The 20,649-nt window shown below is 62.6% G+C and carries 23 protein-coding genes and 1 tRNA gene; 8 read left to right on the top strand and 16 right to left on the bottom strand.

Going from position 1 to position 20,649, the window contains the following annotated elements; genetic code table 11:
* Positions 1–208: 208 nt before the first annotated feature.
* The 9 genes from MIC97_RS14060 to MIC97_RS14020 all read right to left on the bottom strand — a co-directional run bounded on the left by MIC97_RS14060 (position 209) and on the right by MIC97_RS14020 (position 7,834).
* Positions 209–901 (bottom strand): cytochrome c, encoded by a 693-nt coding sequence (locus tag MIC97_RS14060; RefSeq protein WP_239800519.1) that lies wholly within the window; start codon positions 899–901, stop codon positions 209–211.
* Positions 885–2,096: a sulfite dehydrogenase gene (gene soxC / locus MIC97_RS14055; protein ID WP_239801141.1), complete on the bottom strand. Its 1,212-nt coding sequence runs from the start codon at positions 2,094–2,096 to the stop codon at positions 885–887. Before soxC ends, MIC97_RS14060 begins: the two co-directional genes overlap by 17 nt.
* Positions 2,097–2,258: 162 nt before the next feature.
* Positions 2,259–3,959, bottom strand: a complete 1,701-nt coding sequence (soxB, locus tag MIC97_RS14050) for a thiosulfohydrolase SoxB (RefSeq protein ID WP_239800518.1) — start codon at positions 3,957–3,959, stop codon at positions 2,259–2,261.
* 189 nt (positions 3,960–4,148) lie between these two features.
* On the bottom strand, positions 4,149–5,009 hold the full coding sequence (soxA, locus tag MIC97_RS14045) for a sulfur oxidation c-type cytochrome SoxA (protein WP_239800517.1): 861 nt from the start codon (positions 5,007–5,009) through the stop codon (positions 4,149–4,151).
* Positions 5,010–5,056: 47 nt separating this feature from the next.
* Positions 5,057–5,386: a thiosulfate oxidation carrier complex protein SoxZ gene (soxZ, locus tag MIC97_RS14040; RefSeq protein WP_183827257.1), complete on the bottom strand. Its 330-nt coding sequence runs from the start codon at positions 5,384–5,386 to the stop codon at positions 5,057–5,059.
* A 43-nt stretch (positions 5,387–5,429) separates the two neighbouring features.
* Complete coding sequence (gene soxY, locus MIC97_RS14035) at positions 5,430–5,885, bottom strand: thiosulfate oxidation carrier protein SoxY (RefSeq protein WP_239800516.1); 456 nt, start codon at positions 5,883–5,885, stop codon at positions 5,430–5,432.
* 17 nt (positions 5,886–5,902) lie between these two features.
* A complete protein-coding gene (soxX, locus tag MIC97_RS14030; RefSeq protein WP_239800515.1) occupies positions 5,903–6,364 on the bottom strand; it encodes a sulfur oxidation c-type cytochrome SoxX in 462 nt (153 codons plus the stop codon).
* Positions 6,365–6,475: 111 nt separating this feature from the next.
* Positions 6,476–7,072, bottom strand: coding sequence for a thioredoxin family protein (locus MIC97_RS14025; RefSeq protein WP_239800514.1), 597 nt, complete (start codon positions 7,070–7,072; stop codon positions 6,476–6,478).
* Positions 7,073–7,099: 27 nt separating this feature from the next.
* Positions 7,100–7,834 carry a cytochrome c biogenesis protein CcdA gene (locus MIC97_RS14020; protein WP_239800513.1) on the bottom strand — a complete coding sequence of 245 codons (735 nt, stop codon included), beginning with the start codon at positions 7,832–7,834 and terminating at the stop codon, positions 7,100–7,102.
* 107 nt (positions 7,835–7,941) lie between these two features.
* On the opposite strand from MIC97_RS14020, the gene MIC97_RS14015 reads away from it, so the two are divergent.
* From MIC97_RS14015 to MIC97_RS14005, 3 genes are all read left to right on the top strand, one after another.
* Positions 7,942–8,316: a transcriptional regulator gene (locus MIC97_RS14015; protein ID WP_183827242.1), complete on the top strand. Its 375-nt coding sequence runs from the start codon at positions 7,942–7,944 to the stop codon at positions 8,314–8,316.
* A 69-nt stretch (positions 8,317–8,385) separates the two neighbouring features.
* A complete protein-coding gene (locus tag MIC97_RS14010; RefSeq protein WP_183827240.1) occupies positions 8,386–8,739 on the top strand; it encodes a metalloregulator ArsR/SmtB family transcription factor in 354 nt (117 codons plus the stop codon).
* Positions 8,740–8,839: 100 nt separating this feature from the next.
* On the top strand, positions 8,840–9,934 hold the full coding sequence (locus MIC97_RS14005; protein ID WP_239800512.1) for a YeeE/YedE family protein: 1,095 nt from the start codon (positions 8,840–8,842) through the stop codon (positions 9,932–9,934).
* A gap of 38 nt (positions 9,935–9,972) precedes the next feature.
* Here the strand turns inward: MIC97_RS14005 and MIC97_RS14000 are convergent, their stop codons facing one another.
* Entirely contained in the window at positions 9,973–10,911 is a 939-nt protein-coding gene (locus MIC97_RS14000) for an MBL fold metallo-hydrolase (protein ID WP_239800511.1), read from the bottom strand.
* Positions 10,912–11,030: 119 nt separating this feature from the next.
* On the opposite strand from MIC97_RS14000, the gene MIC97_RS13995 reads away from it, so the two are divergent.
* Together MIC97_RS13995 and MIC97_RS13990 are read left to right on the top strand one after the other, a co-directional pair.
* Positions 11,031–11,501 carry a DUF302 domain-containing protein gene (locus MIC97_RS13995; protein WP_239800510.1) on the top strand — a complete coding sequence of 157 codons (471 nt, stop codon included), beginning with the start codon at positions 11,031–11,033 and terminating at the stop codon, positions 11,499–11,501.
* 184 nt (positions 11,502–11,685) lie between these two features.
* Positions 11,686–12,048, top strand: coding sequence for a pseudoazurin (locus MIC97_RS13990; protein ID WP_239801140.1), 363 nt, complete (start codon positions 11,686–11,688; stop codon positions 12,046–12,048).
* Between the two features lie 74 nt (positions 12,049–12,122).
* On the opposite strand, the gene MIC97_RS13985 is transcribed toward MIC97_RS13990, so the two are convergent.
* Positions 12,123–12,986 (bottom strand): DMT family transporter, encoded by an 864-nt coding sequence (locus MIC97_RS13985; protein ID WP_239800509.1) that lies wholly within the window; start codon positions 12,984–12,986, stop codon positions 12,123–12,125.
* 106 nt (positions 12,987–13,092) lie between these two features.
* Here MIC97_RS13985 and MIC97_RS13980 point away from each other — a divergent pair, with 106 nt between their 5' ends.
* Positions 13,093–14,502 carry a PLP-dependent aminotransferase family protein gene (locus MIC97_RS13980; RefSeq protein ID WP_239800508.1) on the top strand — a complete coding sequence of 470 codons (1,410 nt, stop codon included), beginning with the start codon at positions 13,093–13,095 and terminating at the stop codon, positions 14,500–14,502.
* 104 nt (positions 14,503–14,606) lie between these two features.
* On the opposite strand, the gene MIC97_RS13975 is transcribed toward MIC97_RS13980, so the two are convergent.
* Positions 14,607–15,665 carry an ornithine cyclodeaminase gene (locus tag MIC97_RS13975; protein ID WP_239800507.1) on the bottom strand — a complete coding sequence of 353 codons (1,059 nt, stop codon included), beginning with the start codon at positions 15,663–15,665 and terminating at the stop codon, positions 14,607–14,609.
* Positions 15,666–16,583 (bottom strand): arginase, encoded by a 918-nt coding sequence (gene rocF, locus MIC97_RS13970; protein WP_239800506.1) that lies wholly within the window; start codon positions 16,581–16,583, stop codon positions 15,666–15,668.
* Between the two features lie 130 nt (positions 16,584–16,713).
* Between rocF and MIC97_RS13965 the strand changes: the two genes are divergently transcribed.
* Positions 16,714–17,151, top strand: coding sequence for an Lrp/AsnC family transcriptional regulator (locus tag MIC97_RS13965; protein WP_239800505.1), 438 nt, complete (start codon positions 16,714–16,716; stop codon positions 17,149–17,151).
* A 48-nt stretch (positions 17,152–17,199) separates the two neighbouring features.
* Here MIC97_RS13965 and MIC97_RS13960 read toward each other — a convergent pair whose 3' ends face one another.
* Together MIC97_RS13960 and MIC97_RS13955 are read right to left on the bottom strand one after the other, a co-directional pair.
* On the bottom strand, positions 17,200–17,388 hold the full coding sequence (locus MIC97_RS13960; RefSeq protein ID WP_239800504.1) for a hypothetical protein: 189 nt from the start codon (positions 17,386–17,388) through the stop codon (positions 17,200–17,202).
* A 175-nt stretch (positions 17,389–17,563) separates the two neighbouring features.
* A tRNA-Thr gene (locus MIC97_RS13955) sits at positions 17,564–17,639 on the bottom strand.
* 316 nt (positions 17,640–17,955) lie between these two features.
* Here MIC97_RS13955 and MIC97_RS13950 point away from each other — a divergent pair.
* On the top strand, positions 17,956–18,921 hold the full coding sequence (locus tag MIC97_RS13950) for a hypothetical protein (protein WP_239800503.1): 966 nt from the start codon (positions 17,956–17,958) through the stop codon (positions 18,919–18,921).
* Between the two features lie 122 nt (positions 18,922–19,043).
* On the opposite strand, the gene MIC97_RS13945 is transcribed toward MIC97_RS13950, so the two are convergent.
* Positions 19,044–20,648: a cisplatin damage response ATP-dependent DNA ligase gene (locus MIC97_RS13945; protein ID WP_239800502.1), complete on the bottom strand. Its 1,605-nt coding sequence runs from the start codon at positions 20,646–20,648 to the stop codon at positions 19,044–19,046.
* Position 20,649 lies beyond the last annotated feature (1 nt).

Genomic DNA, 20,649 nt, shown 5'->3' with positions numbered 1-20,649 from the left:
GCACCTGTGCCAAATGACGGCAGCACACTTTCAGGCAAGAGCAGATTTCCCCGCCAAAAAGAAACGGCGCCGCCGGCAAAAGCCGGCAGCGCCGTCGAAGCAAGCTACCCATATTGGCAGCACGAAGACTGGAGAACCGAAATGGCGGCCCTTCTCTCCGGGCCGGAATTCCCGCCTCTTTCAGCCGCATTCCTGCGGCATCAGCTGCTCAGTCGATGCCGCCTTGCGGGGCGCTGTCATCGGCATTTTCCGGCGTTACATCCAGCACCGCCGCATGCATTTTGACCTCCGCCTTGCCCGGCTTGCAATCGCTCATGCAGGGATCCGACTTGTCGGCATAATGCGGCTCGCTCTCGCGATCGTCTTCGATGAAATTATCCGCATTGGGCAATTTGATCGACGTGAAGTTTTCCTTCGACAGCTCGAAGTCCTCATCATCGACGATATCGTTGAGATAGAGGAGGTAAGCCGTCAGCGCGTAGACATCGTCATCGGAAAGAGACCGCGCATTGCCGAACGGCATGGCGCGACGCACGTAATCATAGACGGTCGACAGATGGGGCCAGTAAGAGCCGATGGTCTTTTCGGGCCGCTCGTTCTCCAGCGTGCCCTGCCCGCCGGCCAGAACCGGCCAGCGATCCACCGCCTCACCGAAATCGCCATGACAGGAAGCGCAGTTCTCATCATAGATCGCCATGCCTTCGGCCGCAGTGCCGCGTCCTTCCGGAAGGCCGAGACCATCGGGGCGTACGTCGATATCCCATGCAGCCACTTCTTCCGGCGTGGCCTCGCGGCCAATGCCGAATTTTCCGGCTGCCGGCGCGTCCTGCGCGGCAAGGGAAATCGATGCGGGAGCCACCAGCAGCGCGACGGCCAGAACAAGCTCAGGAAATCTCGACATTCTCGACCACTCCCTCGCCGTCGACATGCCAGGTCTGGATGCCATTGTTGTGATAGATGGAATTCGGGCCGCGCACCGAGCGCAGCTGCTCCTTGGTGGGCTGGATGAAGCCCTTGTCATCGATGGCGCGCGACTGCAGGAACAGCTCTGAACCGTCCCAGTCGAACTCATAGTAGAAGCGATGCAACGCCATGGGCAGGCTCGGCCCGTCGATGCGCGCCGCGTGCCAGTTGCGGCCGCCATCGATGGAGACATCCACCCGGCTGATCGCACCATTGCCCGACCAGGCCAGCCCGGAAAGCACCATGGCGCCCTTACCGTGCGTGATCGGGGCCTGCGGGCTCGGATTGGTGATCACCGACTTCACGTCCATCACCCAAGTGTGACGACGCGCCTTGCCGTTGGCGAGCAGGTCCGTGTATTTCGACGTCTCCTCGCGCTGCTCCCAGGGCTCGTCGCCCACTTCGAGGCGGCGCAGCCACTTGATCCACATATTGCCTTCCCAGCCGGGCACCACGAGACGGATCGGATAGCCCTGCTCGGGACGCAATGCCTCGCCATTCATGGCGAAAGCGACCATGCAGTCGTCCAGCGCCTTCTCCACCGGGATCGATCGGGTCATGGCCGACGCGTCGGCGCCCTCGGCCAGAAGCCATTTGCCTGCCGTCTTCACGCCGGCTTCCTCAAGCAGATATTTGAGGCGCACGCCGGTATAGGCGACGCAATGGATCATACCATGGGTGAACTGGCAGCCATTGAGCTGCGCGCCGCGCCATTCCATGCCGGAATTGGCTGCGCATTCGAGGAAGAAGATCCGGTTTTCACGCGGGAAGCGCTTCAGATCCGCCATGGTGAAAACCAGCTGCCGATCCACCAGACCGTTGATCATCAGCCGGTGCGATCCGGGCTCGATCTCGGCAATGCCGGCATGGTGACGCTCGAAGCACAGGCCGTTCGGCGTGATGATGCCATCCAGCTCATGCAGCGGCGTGAAGTTGATCGACGAGATGGAATCGGACGTCAGCCACGGCACGTTCTTGCGCACCACATGCGCCTCGAACTGGGAGGGCTGACCATAAGGGCGCGCATCGACACCATCGCCGGGATAGCGGTTCCAGTCCTGGATCTCGGTGATGACCTCCTCACCTTCCGAAGCACGGGCAAGGCCCGTGCTCGCAAGAGCGGCAGCGCCCATCAGCCCGCCAGTGAGGAAGCCGCGCCGCGATGGCGACAGCACCTGCTGCCGTTCAGCCATGATGTCCTCCAGATAATTCTTTCATCAATTCTAACATATGAATTTTTCTATGTATAGGACGACAAGAAAGCCGGCGTAAAGCCGGCTCGCTGCGGATTGCGCTTACTGGATGACTTTTACGGTCCGCTCATCCGCAACGGACACCGTGCCCTTGCCGGAAATGTAGCTTTCCATGAGGTCGTAGATGGCGGGACCTTCGGCGCCTTCGTTGACGGAAGCCCAGCCTCCGACGACATAGGTCGCATCCGGCTCTATCGCCTCGCCGGTGGCGGCGAGCTTCATGTCGGAAATGCGGTTGCCGATCTTCTCGCCCACCGTGCAACTGTAGGTCATGCCGCCGACGCGCACCATATCGCCGCCCTGCTGCAGGAAGGGATCGGGATTGAAGAGGTTGTCGCAGACATCCTCCAGCACTTCCTTGAGCTGCGCGCCGGTCATCTCGTTGCGATAGACGGCCGGATAGCTCATCGAGGTTTCGGTGTAGAGATCATCGATGGTGATGTCCTGACCCGGCAGCAGGGTCGTGCCCCAGCGGAAGCCGGGCGACAGCGCAATCTGCGTGTCCCGCTCTTCCATGATACCCCTGCAGATGAGATCGTCCCACGTGCCGTTGAAGTTGCCCCGGCGATAGAGCAGCGACTCGGTCTTGCCGATGACGCGGCCAAGCTCGTCCTTGTAGGGGTCGCGCACTTCCGCAATCTTGGCGGCCATTTCGGCGTCAGGCGTAATCACGTCGGAGAACACCGGGATCAGCTTCGAGCTGTAGCCCGTCACCTTGCCATCGGACACTTCCAGATCGATGCGGCCGAGATATTTGCCGTGCGAACCGGACGACATGACGAGCGTGTCCTCCACCTGCAAGGCAACCGGCACGGCATCATGGGTATGGCCGGTGAGGATGACATCGATACCCTTGACCACGCTGCACAGCTTGCGATCGACGTCGAAGCCATTGTGCGAGATCAGCACGACGATCTCGGCACCGGCTTCGCGGGCGGCGTCGACATTGGCCTGAAGCACGTCCGGGCGGATGCCGAACGACCATTTGGGGAACATCCAGCGCGGATTGGCGATCGGCGTATAGGGCATCGCCTGGCCGATCACCGCCACCTGCACGCCACCCCGCTCGAACATGGCGGTGTTGTCGAAGGCCGGTTCGTCCCACTCCGCATCGAAGATGTTGGAAGCAAGGAATGGGTAGCCCATGCTTTCGATGATTTCGAGAAAACGGTCTTCGCCGAAGGTGAACTCCCAGTGGCCGGTCATGGCATCCGGCTTCAGAAGCTTCATGCAGTCGACCATGTCCTGACCGTTGGTCTTCAGCGAGGTGTAGGACCCCTGCCAGGTGTCGCCGCCATCGAGGAACAGAACCTTGTCGTCACCCCGCTCGGCGCGGATCGCCTTGACCAGCGTGGCGGTGCGGTCGAGGCCGCCGAGGCGGCCGTAAGCGCGGGCGAGATCGACATAGTCGAGGAAGGTGTGCGCATAGGCAAGCGGACTGCCGGCGTCGATGCCGAACTCCTTCAGGAAGGCCTCTCCGACCAGATGCGGCGGGATGCCCGCATAGTCGCCCACCCCGATATTGGTATCCGGCGGGCGGAAATAGATCGGCATCAGCTGGGCATGAACGTCGGTGAAATGCAGCAGCGTCACCTGCCCTTTGCTATCGAAGCTCAGCAGGTCGTCCTGCGTCAGCTTCTGCTGGGCCAGCGCGCGGGTGGGATTCGACAGATAGCCCGCAGCGCCGAGCGCCATGCCGGCATTGGCTGCGAACTGAAAGAAATCCCGACGGGTATAAGTCATGCTTGCCTCTTCAGGGCGTGGGGCCCGGAACGTGTTCTGGGGCAATTCCGCGTTTCTCCGAAGCGCTGAAATGCTCCAACCCTTTGTTTTGATGCAACTCCGGACACGAAACCGCTGCGTATTTCTGCCGGAACTGCTTCAGCCGGCCGGAACGCCCGGCCGGGCTGCATGTCATCGCTGACGTCGTGCTTACTGCCGGACGGCGGGCGTCTCGACCGACAGGCCGGTGCCACGCCATGTCACATAGACCTCCAGCGCCATCAGATCGTCTGAGAAGGCATCCGGCATTTCGGCGCGCGTGTCCTTGATGCAGCCGCGCAGGCGGTCATGCAGCGAGATCACCTTGCCGTCGCGGAAGCGGTAGGTCGGGAAGCCATTGGCCTGCCCCTGGCTGAGGTGGTCGGCACGGATATATTTGCCCATCGAGGCCTCGTGGCACGATGCACAGGCAAAATTGAGCTGCCCCATGCGGGTGTAGTAGTTCTCCTTGCCCTTATCCCACCAGCTCTGCATCTGGCCCTCGGCCAGATCGATCTTCACCGGCATGCCCAGCGACTGGTGCTTGATATAGGCGGCGAGCGCGATCTGGTCGGGATGGTCGAACCTGTAAGGCTCCGCCTCCATGTTTTCGACCCTGCACTTGTTGATCTGCAGTTCCAGATTGACGGGCTTGCCGGAGGCCGCATCCCATTTCGGGAAACGCGCGCCCACGCCCTTCATGCTCTCCGCCGCCTCATTGTGGCAGGAGGAACAGGACTTGCCTGCCGCACCCTCGACCGTGTCCCATACATCGGCGCCGCGCTCGACTGTGAGCATGCCCGGATTGGCAAAGGAATCGGCTTCCGTCTCGCGCGTCTCCGCCTCGCGGAACAACCAACCCGACAGCACCTCATCGAAGGGATGCCCCTCCGGAGCGGGGGCGCGGGTGATCATTTCCACGCCGTCGATCTCCAGCTCCTCATCAACCGGATCGGCCCAGGCAGCCCCAACCACCAATGCCGCAACACCTGCACAAAGAGCGGACAATGCCGCAATGGAACGTGTGCTCACCCTCGTCCTCCCCCGCTGGCGCGCGGCATGTCAGCCGCGCATCTGGCTCAGGCCACTTCGATTGTCTGCTCGTCGGTGTAGACCGATCCGTCGTCATCGACCCATGTCAGCTTGAAGGTGCCGCTTTCGTTGACCTTCGCGCTGAACTCGAAATAGGGATTGGCCGAAATGGCCGGATCGATGTCGCACGAGAACACCGGCTGACCGTTGAACTCGCAGGTAAACTTGTTGATGATCTTGCGCGGGATGACATTGCCATCCTTATCCTTGCGCTGACCCGATTCCATTTCATGGCTGATCAGGGTCTTGAGCACGACGATCTCGCCGGCCTTGGCCTTCTTCGGAATCTTCACGCGGGGCTTGGGAGCTGCAGACATTTCTTTTCCTTCAAATCAGAACCAGAGGGTATGAAAATACCGGTCAGCCGCCGCAGCCGCCGATCGTCACCTTCACTTCCTTCCTGTCCATGTAGACCGACCCGTCGGCCATCTTCGCAACCGCGATGACGTTCTGGGTTTTGGCAAGACGCATGCGGGTGGTTGCGGCCGCCTTGCCGCTCATTGCGGTGAAGGCGAAGGTCGCCACATCGGCGCTCGGATTGCCGTCAGCCAGGATCAGCACCTGATCGACCATGTCGCCGCCTTCCATCGCGCTCTCGACCTCGACCGAGATCGGCACCGTGTTGCCATTCTCGGCAATCTCCGGCGCGGTGAGCGTGATCTTGCCGCTCTGCGGCTCCTTGCCGCCGGCAAAATCCGCAATCAGCTTGCCGACCTCTTCAGGCGCAGCAAGCGCCCGCCCGGGCAGAAACTGAAATGCGGGCACGACGGCCGCGCCTGCGGCCAGTGCGAGTACATGACGCCTGCTGAGAGCCATGCTTGTCTCCTTCCTGTTCATTCCTTGAGCGTCGCCAGATAGGCGACCACATCCTCGACCTGCTGCGCGGTCAGTATCGTTTTTCCGACAAGATCCTTGCGGACATCCTTGCCCAGATTCAGGCTGTAAAAGCCCGGCATCATCGTTTCATCCGAAAACACCTGCTTGGCATCGACGACGATGGCGCGCAGCTCTTCCGGCGACCAGCGATCCGCCACCCCATCGAGCGCCGGCGCAACATCGCCGTGGAACTGCTCCTTCGTCAAAGCAGATACGGCATGGCAGGCGAGGCAATTGCCGAGACCGCGATTGGCGAGCGCCTTGGCGCCCTCTTCCGGGTTACCCGGCGCACCCGTCAGCGATGTGGCGACCGCCATGTCCTCGAAAGCAACATCGGCCGGCGCGATCTCGCCAGCCCGCGCCATTCCGGCAACGGCGCAAACGGCAACAGCAGCGATAGCGATGAGCGTCCGCCTCATTCGGCCTTCTCCTCCAACCCGCGATCCGCAAAGGGCGAACCGCTCCTCCTGACGTAACGATAATCCGGCCTTACCGGCCAATCAATCAAAAAATATGAATTTGTGAATATATCACTCTTCATCCCCAAGCCGGCCTTCGGCGCGCAGCTCGTTTATGATGCGCGCATGATATTGCTGGAAGTGCTCGTCGCGCTCGTAGCCCTTCTCCTTTACCCAGCGAAACATGTTGAGAAAGGTCCATTTCCCGAAGGCGCCGGGCATGGTGGCCACAGCGGCTTCCGCCACCGTCTTGCCTTCCGGCGTTTCCTCCGGAAGAAACACGATGGTCGGCGTGAATACGTAGCCCCACCGGCGCGCGGCGGTTTTTTCCGTCAGCGTCTCGCCATCCAGATCGGTGACCTCCTCGTCGCCGAACATGTTGTACTGCACGACCATGAAATTCGCCGAAATGTAATCGCGCACTTCAGGGTCGGAGAGAATCTTCTCGTGCATCTGCGCGCAATAGATGCAGCCGCGCTGCTCGAAGGTGAGAGCCAGCCGCTTGCCCTCGGCCTTTGCCTGGGCGATGTCGTCGGCAATGTCGCGGAAGGTGATGGTAAACCATGCCTCCTTGTGCAGGCCATCATCGCCCACTTCCGCCGCATGCAGCGTCTGTGAAAAAGCAAGCGCCATCAGCATGGTGACGGCGCGGGCCAGAAGCTTGTGCATGTTTTCTCCTCCTAACCGATTGTCTGGCTAACCGATGGTCTGGAATGCCGGAAAGGTTTCCAGAAGCCAGTACGAGATCGCCGACATCTGGCCGGTGATGAACAATATGCCGGTGATCACCAGCAGGCCGCCCATTGCCATCTCGACCTTGCGCATGTGCTTTTTGAAACGCGCGGCCCAGCCAAGGAAACGGCTGGCGAAGATGGCGGCGAGCAGGAAGGGGATGCCGATGCCCAGCGAATAGGCGCCAAGCAGGGCCGCCCCGCGCAGTGCGGTGCCCTCGCTGCCTGCAATGAACAGAATGGCGGCCAGAACCGGCCCGACGCAGGGCGTCCAGCCAAAGGCAAAGGCCAGTCCGATCACATAGGCGCCCAGCGGCCCCGCCGGCTTGCGGTCCACCTGTACGCGCGCCTCGCGATAGAGCATGCCGATGCGGAACACGCCCAGAAAGTGCAGCCCCATGATGATGATCAGAATGCCGGCGACGATCGCCAGCGTATCGAAGTACTGGGCGATGGTCTTGCCGATGACACTTGCGGTTGCACCGAGCGCGATGAATACCGTGGCAAAGCCGAGCACGAAGGCGAAAGCGGCAACGATCACCCGCCTGCGCTGCTGTGCACCCGGCGCCTCGTCGCGCAGTTCATCGAAGCTCACACCGGCCAGCCAGGCCAGATAAGGCGGAACGATCGGCAGGACGCAGGGGGACACAAATGACAACAGCCCCGCCAGCAATGCGGCGCCCACGCTTACATCCAGCATTTCCCCTCCCGGATCGCAGATCAGGCCTTGCGTCAGTCTGGCCTATTGAATGCATACAATGCTATATTTCTATATTAAACAAGGGCCGACGTTGTGCGAGGACACCTATGATCAGTTTCAGGGCGTTGCTGAAATTCGCGCCTGTCTTGTTTTTGCTCGGGTTTTCACCTGCATCCGCGGCCGAATTGCTGATGATGGAGCAGCCGGGCTGCGCATGGTGCGCGCGCTTCGATGCCGAGATCGCCCCGGCCTGGCCAAAGACCGAAGAAGGCCGCCGCGCGCCGTTGCGGCGCGTCGACATCACGCGCCCATGGCCGGAAGATCTCAGGCATGTGCAAAAGGAGCGTTTCACTCCGACCTTTGTCCTGATGGACAACGGCAAGGAAATCGGGCGTATCCGGGGCTATGTGGGTGATGAGTTTTTCTGGTATCGTGTCGGCGAACTTCTTGCCCTGTTGCCGAAAGACCAGCCGATACAGTAACAGACCTCAAGATATGCAAATGTGCGGCGCACAAATGCGCGGCCTCAACTGCGGATGGTCAGTGACGTTATGAGCTTGCCGAAAATCCAGGACGCCCAGACGCCGGAAGATTTCAACGAGCTGCTGGCGCAGGCGCGTGAAGCCAGCGAGTTGCTGAAGGCCCTTGCCCATGAAGGCCGGCTTCTGATCCTGTGCCTGCTGGCGGAGGGTGAAAAGTCGGTGTCCGAACTGGAGGAGGCCATGCGTCTGCCGCAGGCCGCCGTTTCGCAGCAGCTTGCGCGCCTGCGCTTCGACCGGCTGGTGAACACCCGCCGCGAAGGCCGGGTGATCTACTATTCGATCGCCAGCAAGGAAGTGTCCTCGGTCATCGAAACGCTGTACAATCTGTTCTGTGCTCCGGTGAGGCGCCCGAAAGGCGACTGAACCTGACTGTCGCGAACGGGAGAGCGCGGCGGCACGGATACCAGCCAGAGACCTGACCGCCGCGGACGCGAATCCGGTCTTCAGCCAGAGGGAGGGAAACATGAATATCGCCACCCATCCATGGTTCCTTGCCTTTGCCGGGCTCGGGGCCGGCATTCTGCTCGGCTTCGTGGCCCGCGCCAATCATTTCTGCACCATGTCTGCACTTGAGCGCATGTGGTACGCCGACGACAGCCGGGGCGTTCGCACATGGATGCTGGCCGCCGCCACCGCCATGATCGTCACCCAGTCGCTGCAGGCACTCGGCATGGTCGATACGCAATCGAGCTTCTACATCCATTCCAGTTTCGCCTGGGTCGGGGCCATAGCAGGCGGGCTGGCCTTCGGCATCGGCATGGCGCTGGTGGGCACATGCAGCTTCGGCGCGCTCGTGCGGCTGGGCGGCGGCAGCCTGCGCTCCCTGATCGTGCTGATCGTTCTGGGTCTCGCGGCGATGTCGGCGCAGAAAGGTCTCGTCGCGCAGGCGCGCGTCGCGCTTTCGGACAACCACGCCATCGACCTGTCGGAAATGGGCGGCCAGTCGATCGGTGCGCTGGCCTCATGGTGGTCGGGACATGACCTGACCCTCACCATCGCGCTTGTCGCCGGCCTCGCCATGCTCTGCTGGATATTCAACGAACGCCGTTATCGCAGCCATACGGGCTCGATCCTGACCGGCCTCACCATCGGCCTGATCATCACCTTCGGCTGGTGGGCCACGACCTATGCGAGCGAACACTCCTTCGAGGTGGTGCAGATCGAGGCCGGATCCTTCGTGGTACCGGTGGCAGACACCATTCTGCACGCCATTACCTTCACCGGCGTGGTGCCGGATTACGGCGTCGGCCTTGTTCTGGGCGTGATCGGCGGCGCTGCGGCCTGCGCCGCGTGGAAGCGCGACGTGCGCTGGGAAGCCTGCGACGACGCCCGCGAGCTTGGCCGCCACATTGCCGGCGGTGCGCTGATGGGCTTTGGCGGCGTTTTCGCCATGGGCTGCACCATCGGTCAGGGCGTTACCGGCGTTTCGGCCCTCGCCATATCGGCACCACTGGTGCTGGCCTCCATCTTTCTCGGTGCGAAGCTCGGGCTCGCCTATCTGATCGAAGGCTCGCCGCTCGGCGCATTCCGCGCCATGGATCGCCAGCCTGCCGAATAGGGCCAGGGCACGCCGCCCGAAGCTACCGTTTTCGCGCGTCAGGCGGCCACGTAGACGAAAGCCCCTCCGCGCCGCTCGACAATGCCCGCACCCGGATGCGGAAAGTGGAAGCCGATGGCTCTCGCCTTGTCGCCCGCCAGCCTGTCCAGCAGCGCTGCCCGGGTCTTTGCACCCAATGCCGGATCCTGATCGCTGGCGGTCGGCCACTCGGGATGTGCGAAGGCGACCGTGTCGTTGCCGATGGCATCGCCGACGATCAGCACCGGCTCCGAGCCATGGACCATGAATGACAGATGCCCCGGCGTATGACCGGGCGTCTCCACGGCCTCGATGCCCGGCAAAACCTCATCCCCGTCTCCGATGAATTTCACGCGACCGTCGAGCGCCGCAAAACGGTTCTGCGCACCGACCACGAAGGTCTGCCGGTCCTCCGGCATCTGCGCCATGGCATCGGGCGAGGACCAGAACTCCCATTCCCTGGCCCCGATATGATAATCCGCATCCGCGAACACCAGTTCGTCGAAGTCGTCGGTCAGGCCCCATATATGGTCGGGATGGGCGTGGGTGATGACGACATCGGTCACGTCGCCGGGAGCAACGCCTGCCGCCTCCAGCGAATCCAGCAGCTTTCCCGTGCTGGACATGAAGTTCGGCCCCGCGCCCACATCGAAGATGGCGAGCCGATCCCCCGTGCGCACAAGCGTGACGTTGCAATCGGGCCGCATCGCATCGGTCGGCTGCCCGTATTTCTCCAGCAGCTTCACCAGCTCTTCCTGCGGCGCATCGGGAAAAATGAGGCCGAGCGGCAAGGTCATCATGCCGTCGCTGACGACGGTCAGCTCGGCGCTGCCCGTGGAAAGAGTTTGCGCGAAGGCCCTTGCAAAGGGAAAAGCAACAGTGCCACCAAGCAAGGCAGCCGCTCCGCCAAGAAAGTGCCTGCGGTCCGGTCCGCTTCTGCGGGACGACATGGTGGACATATGCCAATCTCCTTCTATGCAAACATTTTATTTTTTGCATATTATGAAGAAGCAGGCTAGCCTTGCATGGCGGATTGCAGCCTCATGCAATTCGGGGTTGGGACCCGAGGAGGAATTATATGCTTATGCCAAAAGGTGTCGGCGCGGCCCTGCTTGCGCTGGGATTGGCCGGTGCCGTTGTGAGCCCTGACGCGCGGGCGCAGGACGGTGTCCACACCGTCACGACGGATACGGCTTTCACGCAGGTGATCGCCGATCTCGAAGACGCCATCGTCAATCGCGGCTATGTCGTGGACTATCACGGCCATATCGGCGACATGCTGGAACGCACCGCCGCAGACGTGGGTGGCAGGAAGCTTTACCGCAATGCGGAGTTCCTGCAGTTCTGCTCCGCCGTGGTCTCGCGCAACGCCATGGAAGCCGACATCGCCAACATCGCCTTCTGCCCCTACATCGTTTTCGCCTATGAGGCGGAAACGAAACCCGGCGAGGTCGTCATCGGCTTCCGCGAATTGCCGACAGGTCCCGGCCGGGATGAAGTCAACACGCTTCTCACCGAAATCGTCGATCAGGCGGCAAATGGTCTCTGAGGCTTTTTCGCCGCTTGACCCCGAAACCGAATATTGGAACGCATGGACGCGGAAGTGCAGTCCCGGCGCGCTCCATGTCCTTGTTTTTACTGGAGGTACTATCTTGAAGACGTTTTTTGCCGCTGCTGTGGCCATCGGTCTTGCGCTGCCTGTTTCCGCCCTTGCGGCGGACCATGAGGTGAAGATGCTGAACAAGGCCTCGGATGGCACGGCGATGATGTTCGAGCCGCTCGTGGTCAGGGCCGCGCCGGGCGACACCATCACCTTCATCCCCACAGACAAGAGCCACAATTCGGCCAGCATGAAGGATGGCCTGCCCGAGGGCGCCGAAACCTGGAAAGGCAAGACCAACGAACAGATCACCGTCACCGTGGGCCCCGAAGGGGTCTACATGTATCAGTGCACGCCGCACTTCGGCATGGGCATGATCGGCGCTGTCGTCGTCGGGCAGCCAACGAACCTCGATGCAGTGAAGGGGCTGAAATATCCCGGCAAGGCCAAGAAGACGGCCGAGCGGATTTTCGCCGAGATCGAAGCCGGCTCCTGAGGCTTTTCATGTGGCCCGCATCACGCTGTGCGTGCGGGCCACATCACTCTGCGGAACAGTCGTCTGTTCCGAAACTATCTGGCGAACTTTCTTGCGCCTGCGACGCAGGCCACGATAGCGACGGTCACGACGACCATGGCCGCATTGACCTCTTCGTGCAGCAGCAGCGCCGCAAGCGCCAGCCCGAAGAAGGGCTGCAGAAGCTGAAGCTGGCCGACCGCCGCGATGCCGCCCAGCGCCAGGCCGCGATACCAGAAGACGAACCCGATCAGCATCGAGAACAGCGACACATAAGCAAGCCCGATCCATGCCGGGCCGCCTATGCCGGCGAGGGTGGCCGGACTGGTGATCAGGGCGACGAGAGCCATGACGGGAAGCGACAGAACCAGCGCCCATGAGATCACCTGCCAGCCGCCAAGCTTGCGCGACAGCCTGCCGCCTTCCGCATAGCCCAGCCCGCACACGATGACCGCCGCCAGCATCAGCGCATCGCCAAGCGGTGCCGCCGACACGCCCTGCGAGATGGCGAAGCCCACGACCAGCGCGCTGCCCAGACAGGAGAACGCCCAGAAGGCAGGACGCGGACGTTCACCGCCGCGCAGCACGCCGAAGATGGCGGTGGCCAGCGGCAACAGGCCGATGAACACGATGGAATGGGCCGAGGTCATATACTGCAGGGCAATCGCCGTCAGCAGCGGAAAGCCGACCACAACACCGAGCGACACGATGACGAGCGACACAAGGTCGTCACGATCCGGCCTGCGCTCGTGCAGCGCCACCAGCAGCGCCAGCGCGATAAGGCCGGCTATGGTGCCGCGCGCGGCCGTCAGGAAGACAGGATCGAAATCGGCAACGGCCACGCGCGTGGCCGGCAGGGATCCCGAAAAGATCAGAACCCCCAGAAATCCGCTCAGCCATCCGGTCGTCGTCTTGTCCATGTCCATCACCTGCCGTTTCCGTTGCTATCGGCCGGGAGGGCATGGTTTTTCCAGATACAGTGCAGTACGATTTCACCAAACTGTATTGGTCTGAAGGGCAGTACGAATGGAAACCACCCCTTCCCGGCAAGTTGCCGCTCAGGGCGAGACGCTGATCGGCACAGTGATGGCCTCGATCCGCCGGCGCATCGCATCGCGCGGCCTGACGCCGGGTGCCCGTCTGCCCTCGATCCGCGCGCTCGCCACCACCATGCGAGTGTCGAAATCGACGGTGGTGGAGGCTTATGAACGGCTTGCGGCGGAAGGGCTTATCCGCGCGCGGCCGGGCTCCGGCTACTATGTCAGCGCGCCCATGGCGCCGCTTTCGCTGGCCGAGATCGGCCCGAGGCTCGACCGTGAGGTCGATCCCCTGTGGATCTCGCGCCAGTCGCTGGATGCGGGCGACACCGTGCTGAAGCCGGGCTGTGGCTGGCTGCCGGCCTCATGGATGCCGCATGAGGCGATCCGGCGCGGCCTGCGCACGGCATCGCGCGCGGCCGATGCAACGCTTGCCGATTACGGCACGCCGCTTGGCCTGCGGCCGCTGCGCGAATTGCTGGCGCGGCGCATGGGCGCGCATGGCATACACGCTTCGCCCGAACAGGTGATGCTGAGCGAATCCGGCACGCAGACCCTCGACCTTATCTGCCGCTACCTGCTCGAACCGGGCAATGCGGTGGTGGTCGACGACCCCTGCTATTTCAATTTCCATGCCTTGCTGCGCGCCCATCGGGCCAAAGTGGTGAGCGTGCCCTACGGGCCGGATGGGCCCGACATTGCAAAATTCGCCGCTGTGCTGGAAGAACACCGGCCACGGCTCTACCTGACCAACAGCGGCATTCACAACCCGACCGGCGCCACCCTTTCGCCGGTGACGGCCCACCGCCTGCTCAAGCTGGCCGACCAGCATGAGCTGATCATCGTCGAGGACGATATCTTCGCCGATTTCGAGGTCTCTCCCGCACCCCGGCTCGCCGCCTTCGACGGGCTGGAGCAGGTCATCGCCACGGGAAGTTTTTCGAAAACCCTGTCTGCCTCGGTGCGCTGCGGCTATGTGGCGGCAAGACCGGACTGGCTGGAAGGGCTGGTCGATCTCAAGATCGCCACCAGCTTCGGCGGCAGCCACTTCGCCGAGGCGCTGGTGCTGAACCTTCTGATCGACGGCAGCTACCGCAAGCATCTGGAAGCGTTGCGTGTGAAACTCGCGCGCTCGATGGCCGAAACGGCCGGACGGCTGGAAGCGATCGGCATCAGGGCATGGCTGATGCCGCAGGCCGGCATGTTCCTGTGGTGCCACCTGCCGGAAGGCGTGGATGCGGGCAATGTCGCGCGGCAGGCGCTGGCCGAGGACATCGTGCTGGCACCCGGAAACGCCTTCAGCCTCTCGCAGACCGCCCACGGCTTCATGCGCTTCAACGTCGCCCAGTCGGGCGACGAGCGGATTTACCGCAGTCTCGAGGCCGCCATGCGCGGCTAGAGAATCGGACCGAAAAGTGGAATCCGGTTTTCGGCTATACCGATGCTCTATCAATAATTCAGATCGTCCTTTGTGCGTCCGAATGGACGCACGGCGATCTGAATTCAGTGCGCGGCAGGAGCTGCCGGCGAACGCATCAGCATGCCGAACAGATCGCGCGGATCGTCCGGATCGGCGATCAGGTCGAGCGCCTCCAGCGCATCGCCATCCACCGTCAGATCATAGACGTATCGCAGCGCGGAGAAATCCTCGATGGCGAAGCCGACCGAATCGAACAGCGTGATCTGGCGCTCGTCGCGGCGGCCCTGAACATGACCGGCGATCACGTCCCACAGCTCGATGACGGGATGGTCCGGACCAAGCTGCTGAATCTCGCCCTCGATGCGGGTTTGCGGCGGAAACTCCACGAAAATGTCGGAGCGCCGCAGAATGTCGCCATGGATCTCGGTCTTGCCGGGGCAATCGCCGCCCACGGCGTTGATGTGGACGCCGGGGCCGACCATGTTGTCGGTGAGGATCGTCGCATATTGCTTGTCGGCGGTGGCGGTGGTGATGATCGAGGCGCCCTCGACAGCTTCGGCTGCCGCACCGAATATCTCAATCGAAGCAAAGCCGTGCCGCGCCAGATTGCCGGCGCATTTGCGCGATGCAGCCGGGTCGATATCGTAGAGGCGAAGCTTGTCCACGCCAAGCAGCGCCTTGAAGGCGAGCGCCTGAAACTCGGACTGCGCGCCATTGCCGATCAGGGCCATGGTCCTGCCGCCCTTCGGCGCCAGATATTTGCCGGCGAGTGCCGACATGGCGGCGGTGCGCAGCGCGGTCAGCATCGTCATTTCCGACAAAAGCACCGGATAGCCGGTCGCCACATCCGCCAGCAGCCCGAAGGCGGTCACGGTCTGGAGGCCGTCGCGCGTGTTCTTGGGATGGCCGTTGACATATTTGAAGCCGTAGAGCTTGCCGTCGCTGGTCGGCATCAGTTCGATGACGCCATCCACGCTGTGCGAAGCGATGCGCGGCGTCTTGTCAAAACTCTGCCAGCGGCGGAAGTCTTCCTCGATATAGCCGGCGAGTTCGGTCAGAAATCGTTCGATGCCCACCGAATGCACCAGCCGCATCATACGGTCGACGCTGACGAACGGCACCACGTTCAGTTGCTTGTCCATTCAGGCTGCCCTCCTCTTGCCCGTTATCGTCTTGCCGAGCAGGCTGCTTACCAGTTCGATGGCGAGCCCTGCCGTGCGGCCACGCTCGTCGAGCGTGGGATTGAGTTCGACCACATCAAGGCTGGCCACCAGTCCGCTCTCATGCAGCATCTCCATCGCCAGATGGGCCTCGCGGAAGGTGGCGCCGCCCTGAACCGGCGTGCCGACACCCGGCGCCAGCGGCGGATCGAGGAAATCCACGTCGAAGGAGACATGCAGCAGACCGTTTGCCGCGCGCACTTCATCGAGGAAGGCTTCAAGCAGCGGCGCAATGCCCTTGCGGTCGATAGTGCTCATGTCATAGGCGCGCACCGGCGAATTGGCCAATGCCTCACGCTCGGCCCTGTCCACGCTGCGCAATCCCAGAATGCAGACCCGCTCCTGCGCCAAAGGCACCGCCAGCGGCGGGAAATAACCTTCAAAGCCCGGCAGGCCGCACAGATAGGCCAGCGGCACGCCATGCAGATTGCCGCTGGTGGTGGTGTCCAGCGTGTGGAAATCGGAATGGGCATCCATCCACAGAACGAAAAGCGGACGGCCCTGTTCGGCGGCGCGGCGGGCGATGCCCGATACCGAGCCGGCCGAAATGCTGTGGTCGCCGCCGAGAAAGATCGGGAAGCCGTCAGCGCTGGCCTCATAAGCCATGTTGGCGGTCGCCTCGATCCAGGCGCTGATTTCGGGCAGATGCTTCAGATTGTTGGCATGGGCCGGCACGGGGTGTGGCGCGGGCGTGGGCACGGCGCCAAGATCGGTCACGTCATGGCCAAGCTCGCCAAGCGCGGCGGCCAGACCGGCACCCTTCAGCGCCTCGGGGCCAAGCGCACATCCGGGAACGGGTTGTCCCTGTTCGACCGGTACGGAAATCAGTTTGCAGTTCATGGCCGTTCCTCAAGCTCTTTGCTGAAGCAAGGAAACTCCATTCTCCCGGCACTTGGAAGCAGCCAGATTGCCTAATTCGCGCGTGTGACTTACCTATATGGTCAGACTGATTGATCGAAATGAGCAGCAAATGGACGCAATCGACCAGCGGCTTATCACCATATTGCGCCATGACGGGCGGCGCAGCCTTTCCGATCTGGCGACGGAGCTGGGGCTCACCCGCGCCACGGTGCGCGCACGGCTGGAGCGGCTGAAGAAAAGCGGCGAGATCATCGGTTTCACCGTCATCCTGCGTTCCGACGCCATCGACCTGCCGGTGCGCGGCATCATGATGATCGAGATCGGCGGGCACAGCGCCGATGCCGTCATCAAGACGCTGAACGGCTTTTCGGAAGTGAGCGCCATCCACACCACCAACGGAAAATGGGATCTGGTGGTGGAACTGGGCACCTCGGACCTGATCGCCTTCGATCAGGTGCTGCGGCGCATCAGGCTGATTGCCGGCATCACCAACTCTGAAACCAGCCTGCTGCTGGCCACGCCGCGCAGCGTCAAGGCAAGGCTTTAGAAGAAGGTACGGAACACGGGCGGATCGTTAAGCAGACGAACTTGCCGTTCAGGAAGCTTCCGCCAGCTTCCGCTCCAGATCGTAAATCACCTGCCGCAGCGCACCGCAGGCCTCAAGGTCCAGCCGGATCGTCACCCTGTCACCACCATCACTCTCAAACAGGACCTCGCCGAAAACCGGAGTTTCCTCCCGCGGCGAGATGATTCTGATCGTTGAGGGGACGAATGGCGTGGTCATGGTTCGACCCAGCTACCCGACTTTCATGACAGTTATATTGCAGTGCCCGGCAGCGTCTCCACCATCTCCGGGGCCGGCAGTTACCGCCCCCTCGGAAGCCAGCCGCAACATCACGCCGCGCGGGCAGCCTGACTGCCTGCGACCTGCAGTATGATGCAAACCTGATGAAGAGTAGTGGTGCCGCTTGCGTGACTCGAACACGCGACCCCATCATTACGAATGATGTGCTCTACCAACTGAGCTAAAGCGGCCCGGGAGGACCAGCCTCCGAGAATGCGGGCGTGATAGCTGCAAGCCTGCGCAAATTCAAGATGCCAATGCAATTTCGGAGACGATTGTCGATGATAATTGCCCCGCAGCCCGGTTCCGGTTTCACAAACCCGCCCTCATCAGCCTGTTCATAGCTGATTACGTAGGCCTGCGACGTTGATTGATCGGCATTCTGCGGGTAACCATCAGCATAGTGTAAAGCAGCGTACAGAGGATTCCGGCTTGGACCCGATCGAAAAAGCGATTCGGAATGCCCTGGAAAAAGGCGATTCCACAGACCGGGCCTTTCGAGAAAAGGTGTATCGGTCGGCCTTTTCCGCGCTCGACCGGGCCCTGAAGGCCAATCCGAACGTGACGGTGGAATCGGCCATCAATCGCCGCAAGGCGATGACAGCCAGGATTGCCGAGATCGAAGCGGAGTTCCTGCCCGCACCCGCGGCTGCCGGAAATCCGGCCGGAGCAGACGCCGCCCCCAGCATTGACGCGCCGGGCCATCACGGCGGCTCCGCCTCCGATGCGCACATATTGCCAGTCGTGCCCGACATCATGCCCGATGCGCCTTTGCCGCGCACCATGGAGCCGGAGCCCGACATCGCGCCGCGCAGGCGGCGGCCTCGCAGGCGCGGACTGCCTGCCCTGTTTGCCGCACTGACCGTGCTTGCCGTCGTTGCCCTTGGCGCATGGTGGCTGCTGCAATCAGGAGCCCTGCGGACACCCGAGCAGCGCGGCGAAGTGCCGGTGCCGCCGGCAACGGTCGAGGACGAGGATTTCAGCCCCTCCGGCGGGGCCACGGCGCCGCTGCGCACGGGCGAGAACGGCTTCTCGGGCGAATGGATCACCGTCTTCACGCCGCTGGATCCGACAACGGTATCCACCCCCTCGGACGCCAAAGCCGATGTCATGGAAGATGACAGCGGCACCTACCTGCGGGTGCGCTCGGGCAGTTCGGGCTCCGCCGTATCCTTCGATGTCGGACAGGGCATTCTGGACGAGGTCGCCGGCACGCGCGCCGTCTTCGTCATCGTCGCGCGCGGCGAAGGCGGCACGGCAACGCAGGTTTCCATCGACTGCAATTTCGGCGAACTCGGCGATTGTGGACGCAAGCGCTACGACGTGAAGGGCGACCGCGGAGAATATCTGTTCGACGTGCAGTTCCCGGACAAGCGCGCAGGGGCTGCCGGCACCATCGCCATCACCTCCGACGTGGAAAACCAGGGCCGCTCGGTCGATATCTACGAAATCCGCGTTTCGGTGGCGGAGTAGCCGCAGCCGGCTTCGAGCCTGAAACTTGCGCGACAGCCGGATCAGGACCGGGCGGCCGCGTCATCTGCTTGCTTCGCTGCATTTGTGCGCCCTCCGGTGAGTCGACCTGACTGCGAAATGCCTTATCCGTCCAGCAGGCGCCTGAGTGTTTCGATGCGGTCGGCTTCCGCTGCCGGCTTGTCCCAGCGCAGGCGCGAGACACGCGGAAACCGCATCGCCACGCCCGATTTGTGGCGGCTGGAACGGTTCAGCCCCTCGAACGCTACTTCCAGAACGAGCCCGCTCTGCCGGTCGGCGCGCACGGCCCGCACCGGGCCGAAGCGCTCGACCGTGTTGTCGCGCACATATTTGTCGATGCGGCGCAGTTCCTCATCGGTGAAGCCGAAATAGGCCTTGCCCACCGGCACCAGTTCTTCCTCGCCTTCCGGCCCGGACCAGACGCCGAACGTGTAGTCGGAGTAGAAGGAAGATCGCTTGCCGTGGCCGCGCTGCGCATACATCAGCACGGCATCGACCGTGTGCGGATCGCGCTTCCACTTGAACCACGGCCCCTTCGGCCGGCCAGCCAGATAGGGCGCGTCCCAGCGCTTCAGCATCACGCCTTCGATGATCGGGTGCGGCGGGGCGGTGCGAAGCCCTTCGAGCTGTTCCCAGCCCCGGAAGGCGACCAAAGGCGAGAGGTCGAATCGGGCCGGATCGAGCGTCGCCACAAAATCCTCCAGCCGGGCGCGGCGCTCGCGAAACGGCAGGGCGCGCAGATCCTCGCCGCCCAGTTGCAGAAGATCATAGCAGCGCACGAAGGCGGGATAGCCTTGCATGATCTTTGACGAGACTGTCTTGCGGTTCAGCCGCTGCTGAAGGTCCGAAAAGGTGCCGGTGGCGGCCGGCTGGCCGACCAGAAGCTCACCGTCGATGACGGCCTCGAAATCGAGTGCATCGGACAGATCGGGAAAGGCGCGCGAAACGTCGTCGCCGGTGCGCGAATAGAGCCGCCGCACGCCGCCTTCCGACGACACCTGCACGCGAATGCCGTCCCATTTCCATTCCGCCGCATAATCCGCCGGATCGAGCTTTTCGAGATCGCCATCGCCGATCGGATTGGCCAGCATGACCGGCCGGAACAGCGCGAAAGCCGCCCGCTCGGGCTTCGTCGCGCGCCCTTCCAGCCATGCGAACAGGTCCGTATAAGGCGGCTCCAGCCCGTGCCACAGTTCCTCGATCTCGGCCACATCGACAGGACCGAGATCTGCGAGCGCCTGTTTGGCGAGACGGGCCGATACGCCGATGCGCAGGCCGCCGGTGACGAGCTTGATGATGGCGAAGCGCGCGGCGATGTCGGACCTGTCGAGAAGATCGGCCAGAACACGCGGCCCGTCGGAGCGGCTGGCTCCTTGCAGCTTTGCCACCACTTCGGCCAGCGTCATGCGCGTGGCGGATGCAGCATCCGCATCGTTCCGGGCAGGCCACACCAGCGAAACCGTCTCGGCCAAATCGCCGACATAGTCGTAGGAATAGCCGAACAGCACCGGGTCCATGCGCTCGGCCACCAGCGCGCGCAGCATGGCGGGTTTTATCGCCGCTATCGACAGGTCGCCGGTGATCGCTGCCAGCGCCAGTCCGCGATCCGGATCTTCCGTCTCGCGGAAATAATCGGTCAGCAATTTGAGCTTGCCGTTGCGCGATGGCGTCAGCACCAGCCGGTCGAGAAGTTCGGCAAAGCGGTTCATG

It is taken from the genome of Aquamicrobium sp. NLF2-7, from assembly GCF_022359935.1.
GTDB classification, from domain to species: Bacteria; Pseudomonadota; Alphaproteobacteria; order Rhizobiales; family Rhizobiaceae; genus Mesorhizobium; species Mesorhizobium lusatiense.
Note: the sequence above shows the minus strand (reverse complement) of the source record. Positions and strands in the feature narration are given on the sequence as shown.